Origin of the sequence: Endozoicomonas sp. ONNA2, from assembly GCF_024606365.1 — a bacterium.
In the GTDB taxonomy this organism is placed as follows: domain Bacteria; phylum Pseudomonadota; class Gammaproteobacteria; order Pseudomonadales; family Endozoicomonadaceae; genus Endozoicomonas.
Genome location: NZ_JAHHPO010000135.1, coordinates 1 through 5,742, shown reverse-complemented (window position 1 = coordinate 5,742; position 5,742 = coordinate 1). Strand labels below are relative to the sequence as shown.

Genomic DNA, 5,742 nt, shown 5'->3' with positions numbered 1-5,742 from the left:
TAGAGCTGTTCAGAATTACAGTAATATGCCTTTGCTGGGTGCTGAATAGTTACGAAAGCTTTATCTCAAGGAATACCTGTGCCAGGCAACAGAAAAAATCCAGATCAGTGGCCACCTGAAAAGCAGTTGGCCGTTATCATTGAAACGGCGGCATTGAACGAAGCCCAAATGGCTGAATACTGTCGTAAGAAAGGTCTTTTTGCTGAACAAATACAGAAGTGGAAAGCAGCATTTATTAATGGCATGGTGGCCAAGCCTGCCAGTCTGTCAGAGCAGCGTAAGGCCCTGAATGTTGAGCAAAAAAAAGACAAGCTGACTATCAAGAAGCTTGAGCGTGAACTCAAGCGTAAGGATAAGGCGTTAGCAGAAGCTGCGGCCTTGCTGGTACTCACAAAAAAGGCCCGGGAGATCTGGGAGGAACCAGAGGAGGATTGATCGCTCTTGCGGACCTCGCCAAAACGCAGATGGTGCCCGTCAGTCGAAGGTCTGCGAAGCCCCTGGCCTTTCAGAAAGAACCGTACAACGCGGGAGGATGCTGTGCCGATCGTTAGCCAAAGTTTCCGGCAATATAGTCGCGTGTCTTCTGGTTGTCGGCATTATGGAAAATCTTCCCGGTCGGGCCAAACTCCATCAACTCACCAAGGTACATGAAACCTGTGTAATCAGAGATACGCATCGCCTGTTGCATATTATGGGTCACAATCACGATGGTGTACTTTTCCCGCAGCTCGGTAATCAGCTCTTCGATGGCTGCGGTGGCCAGAGGGTCCAGTGCGGATGTCGGCTCATCCATCAGAATGACTTCGGGCTTCAGGGCAATGGTACGGGCAATGCACAGGCGCTGCTGCTGTCCGCCAGACAGGCTGCTGGCATCGGCATTCAGTTTGTCCTTGACCTCTTTCCACAGGTGTGCGCGTTTCAGCGCCTTTTTGGCACGTACTGCCATTTGTGGAGCTGACATGCCACCCTGCATTTTCAGGCCAAACGTGATGTTGTCATAGATGGACATGGGGAACGGGGTTGGCTTCTGGAAAACCATGCCGACTTTGGAGCGCAACGCGTTCAGGTCCACATTGCTCTTGAGAATATCTTCACCGTCCAGCAGTACCTCACCTTGTGCATGCTGAGTGCCGTACAGGTCATAGATACGGTTCATGGTGCGCAGCAGGGTGGATTTGCCACAGCCGGATGGGCCGATCAGTGCGGTGACCCGGTTGTTGTACACGGGCATATTGATGTTTTTCAACGCAGGCTCAGCGCCTTTGTTATAGAAAAAATTCAAATCCCTGACTTCCATCCGTGGCATCAGGTTGGCACTTTTCAGTCCGGTTACAGTAACGTCAGATAGTGTCTGGACACTGTCGATATGCTCAGGACGTTCTTCCATAAAAACGTGCACGTTTTTATTCATGGTCATTTGGCAGCCTTTCTTGCTTTCAGCCAGCGAGGTAACACGGTGGCCAGAATATTGATAATCAGAATAAAGGTGGTAATCAGCAGTGCGCCGGCCCAGGCCAGCTCGTTCCATGACTCATAAGGGCTCATGGCGTACTGGTAAATGGTCACCGGCAGGTTGGCCATGGGTTGGCTCATGTCCGTGGTCATATAATTGCTGTTCAACGCGGTAAACAACAGCGGGGCGGTTTCACCGGTAATACGGGCCATGGCCAGCAGCACGCCGGTGATAATGCCAGGGCCGGCAGCGCGATAACAGAGTTTGGTAATGACCTGCCAGCGGGGGGCGCCGAGGCCGCTGCCTGCCTCTTTCAAGGTAGTTGGCACCAGACGCAACATCTCTTCAGTGGTACTGACAATAATGGGCAGTGCCAGAATGGCCAGGGCGGTTGCCCCTGCCCAGCCAGAGAATGAACCGGTAGTCACCACAACGATTTTATAAACGAACAGACCGATCAGGATCGAGGGTGCGCTCATCAGCATGCCATTCAAAAAGCGCAGCATCTCCGCCGCCTTTGAGGATTGGTTGCTTTCGGATAACCAGGTGCCAGCCAGAATGCCCAGTGGTGTGGCAATAACAATGCCCAGGGTGGTCAGCATCAAGCTGCCGACAATGGCGTTTTTCAGGCCGCCATGGCTACCCGGTCCGGGGGTCAATTCGGTAAAGACAGGCAGTCCCATGCCGGCAATGCCCTTGCCCACCAGGCTGTACAGTACGCTGGACAATACGACCAGGCCAAACAGTGCGGACAGTATGCAGAAACCGATAAACGCCCGGTTTTTGAGTTTTCGTAATGACATCGACGACTCCTTAACGCTTTCTCAACAGGATGCGTGCTGCTCCCATAACCACAAAGGTCAGGATAAAGAGCACCAGCCCCAGGCTGATCAATGAGGCAATATGCAGCTCATTGGTGGCCTCATTGAACTGTTGGGCAATGGTCGAGGAGATGGAGCTTGCCGGCATAAACAGTGATGTCTCGATACGGTTGGCACCGCCAATCACAAAAGCAACCGCCATGGTTTCACCCAGGGCACGGCCAAGGCCGAGAATACCCGCACCGACAGCAGCATTCTTGATGGTAGGCAGCAGTACCCGGGTAATCACTTCATAAGGTGTAGCACCAATGCCGTACGCCGCCTCACGAACCACATTCGGCACGGTTTTCAGGGCGTCGCGGGTCAGTGCCGTGATAATGGGCAGGATCATAAACGACAGAATGATACCAGCAGTCAGCAGGCCGATGCCGATGGGAGGACCATCAAACCAGGGGCCGATCAGGGGGATGTTAACCAGATTCTCCAGTGCCCAGAACTGAAAACCTTCAGAGAACCAGGGGGCGAAGACAAACAGTCCCCACATGCCGTAGATAATACTGGGCACTGCAGCCAGTAGCTCAATGGCCATACCCACCGGCTTGCTGATCCACTCGGGTGCCAGTTCAGCCAGAAAAATGGCGGTGCCAAGGCCAACAGGAATGGCGATCACAATGGCGATCAATGATGATACCATAGTGCCGTAAATGGCGGCTGCGGCACCAAACTCACCACCGACCGGATCCCAGGTATTGCTGAAGATAAAGCCAGGGCCAAATTTGGCCAGCGCCAGCCAGCCCCCGTCAATCAGGGAGAGAATGATGCCGATCAGCACCAGGAAGATCAATACGGCACTGGCAAAGCTCAGGCGATGGAACATCGAATCGCCGTTGATTGCGCCGGGCCGTAATGTGAGAGCAGTGGCAGTGGAATGCATAATTATCGGGAGGGTAATGAGCCGTCAAGCTCATTACCCTGAAATCCTTCCTGTTTTTTTCAATAAACGGCATTCAATAAACGTCATTAAATAAACGTCACTTGTTTACTTGATAATGGCTGCGCCGTTATGGGTCAGCTGCTCTTTCCAGGTGTTTTCAACCAGTTCAATGACGCTGTCTGGCATGGGGATGAAATCCAGATCTTCTGCCGACTCGCCACCGTTTTCATAGCTCCAGTCAAAGAACTTGACGATCTCTCTGGCCCGTCCGGCATCCACCTGATCCTTGTGCATCAGGATGAATGTGGCAGCGGTCATTGGCCAGGAATCAGCGCCAGGCTGGTTATTCAGCAGCAGGCGGAAGCCCGGAGCATTTTCCCAGTCAGCGTTCATGGCAGCTGCCTGGAAAGTTTCCATGGTGGGTTGGAGAAACTTGCCTTCAGCACTGGCCAGCTGGGTGTGGCTCAGGTTGTTCTGCTTGGCAAAGGCATACTCCACGTAACCGATGGCGCCCCGGGTACGGCGGACAAAATTGGCCACACCGGCATTGCCGTTGGCGCCAATGGTGGTCGCCGCTTTTGGCCAGGTAATGTCGGTATTGGTGCCGACGTCGTTTTTCCAGGAGTCACTGACCTGACTCAGGTAGTCCGTGAAGTTGTACGTTGTTCCGGAGCCGTCTGAACGGTGTACCGCGTAAATGGCTTGTCCGGGAATCTTCAGATCCGTGTTGATAGCGGTAATGCGCTGGTCATTCCACTTTTTGATCTTGCCCATATAAATGTCGGCAATAATGTCACCGGTCAGTTTCAGTGCACCTGGTTCAATGCCCGGAATGTTGACAACCGGCACAATGGCACCCATCACCATTGGGAACTGGATCATGCCTTCATCATTCAGCCGCTGTTGATCCAGGGGAGCATCGGTGGCGCCAAAATCAACCGTTTTGGCAGTAATCTGGCGAATACCGCCACCGGAACCGATGGCCTGGTAGTTAATTTTTACGCCGGTTTCCCGGTTATATTCTTCTGCCCACTTGGCATAGACAGGGTGCGGAAAACTGGCGCCGGCACCATTGATTGACTGTGCGCTGGCTGCTGTGGAAAAAGCGGCGGCAGCTAACACTGAGGATACGACAACTGACTTGAAGAACGTCATGGTTCTTTTCCCCCGGTAACGCTTTGGGCGTGTTTGTGTTCGATGGGAGGCAGAATAGGGTGGGAATGTTACAGAAATATTACTTGGATATTTCAGAAGTATGACAGTCTGTTCACGGCTTTGAGGTTATGGCATCGGCTGATACGGGCAAGTTTTTTTGTCGGGAACTTATTTATGGCAGAAATGTCCATCAGGTGATGAGAGATTTATTCTCGCATCGGGATATGACTCAATCTTGAAGCCAAGGTAATAAATTATGATTAGAGCCCCCCTGACAGGCACGCAAGTACAGAACCAGTCTGATAATGCCCCTGAACCCCCGGATCAGACAAACCGGCAAACCATCGCTCAGAGAGCCGCCTTTGGGTGTCATCATGTTATTAACCGCGCCCTGGGAGTTATAGATCCCGGGAAGGCATTGAATCAAGCAGCCAAAACAGGTGATTTGCAAATGGTCAGTCGCCTCTTGGATGAGCGTACTGTAACAGCAGAAGCCCATCTACACTCGGCGGCGTGTAAGGCAGCCTGGCATGGCAATGCAGAAGTATTGAAGAAAATGCTTGATTCTGGAGTGGACCCTGACAAAGTGTTAACCGGTGATGAACATAGAAGGTCACCTGGAATGTTCAAGTTAGGGGGGAAACCACCGCGTGAAAATCATTCCGTGGATAAATTAAAACCAGAAACAGTAAGGGTATTGCTCAAGACTAACGGCATTAACCCTGACACTGAGATTAGAATCTTTGACTCTTGGTCGACCATTTATTTCACAGCGGCAGAGTTAATAAACACAAATCCTGGCAACGAGAACAGGGAGGAAATCTGCAAATTGCTGGTCAGTCACGATAAAGCCAATCCAAACACGGCTATATGTTTTCAAAAAAAGGCTGCTTTTGTCCAATACAGTAAAATTGATAATGAAAAGTTAATTGAATACTCTGGCACTGATGAAGTTTCGGTTAATCTCCTTGGCCAAGCCTTCATGTTTGATAATTTAGAGCTGGTCAAGCATCTTCTGACATTGCCAAAGCTTAACCCTGGAATGCCCAGGGGCACGGGAGCAGCTGAGAACCTGCTGATTATTTTTATGGATAGATATTCTCATTGGCGTTCTTCCGGAACTGAATGGCGTTATAGAGATTTAATTACTGCCCTTAGGGAAAAAATTGTCAACTCCAATACTTTTACTGAACAACTTTTAAGCAGTCAAAACCCGAAGTTCAAGGAACAGTTCCTCACACTTGTCTCGCTTGGGTCCGAAAGTGTGCAAACTCAGGTCTCTTCTGCTTTAAATTCACAGTTAAATTCAGAAATCCGTAAAATACTTCCTGATTACCACTGATCGTACGTCATGAATCAGCTGCTATAATAAACGTCGA

Annotated in this window: 6 protein-coding genes; 2 read left to right on the top strand and 4 right to left on the bottom strand. The window is 50.9% G+C overall.

The window, feature by feature from the left end:
• The first annotated feature begins 78 nt into the window (after positions 1-78).
• A complete protein-coding gene (locus KDK14_RS02555) occupies positions 79-435 on the top strand; it encodes a transposase (protein WP_257263455.1) in 357 nt (118 codons plus the stop codon).
• A 112-nt stretch (positions 436-547) separates the two neighbouring features.
• Here KDK14_RS02555 and pstB read toward each other — a convergent pair whose 3' ends face one another.
• The 4 genes from pstB to pstS all read right to left on the bottom strand — a co-directional run bounded on the left by pstB (position 548) and on the right by pstS (position 4,363).
• Entirely contained in the window at positions 548-1,306 is a 759-nt protein-coding gene (gene pstB, locus KDK14_RS02550) for a phosphate ABC transporter ATP-binding protein PstB (RefSeq protein WP_373691020.1), read from the bottom strand.
• 107 nt (positions 1,307-1,413) lie between these two features.
• On the bottom strand, positions 1,414-2,256 hold the full coding sequence (gene pstA / locus KDK14_RS02545; RefSeq protein WP_257263453.1) for a phosphate ABC transporter permease PstA: 843 nt from the start codon (positions 2,254-2,256) through the stop codon (positions 1,414-1,416).
• 10 nt (positions 2,257-2,266) lie between these two features.
• A complete protein-coding gene (gene pstC / locus KDK14_RS02540; RefSeq protein ID WP_257263452.1) occupies positions 2,267-3,151 on the bottom strand; it encodes a phosphate ABC transporter permease subunit PstC in 885 nt (294 codons plus the stop codon).
• Between the two features lie 162 nt (positions 3,152-3,313).
• Positions 3,314-4,363 carry a phosphate ABC transporter substrate-binding protein PstS gene (pstS, locus tag KDK14_RS02535; RefSeq protein ID WP_257263451.1) on the bottom strand — a complete coding sequence of 350 codons (1,050 nt, stop codon included), beginning with the start codon at positions 4,361-4,363 and terminating at the stop codon, positions 3,314-3,316.
• Between the two features lie 418 nt (positions 4,364-4,781).
• Between pstS and KDK14_RS02530 the strand changes: the two genes are divergently transcribed.
• Entirely contained in the window at positions 4,782-5,705 is a 924-nt protein-coding gene (locus tag KDK14_RS02530; protein WP_257263449.1) for an ankyrin repeat domain-containing protein, read from the top strand.
• Positions 5,706-5,742 lie beyond the last annotated feature (37 nt).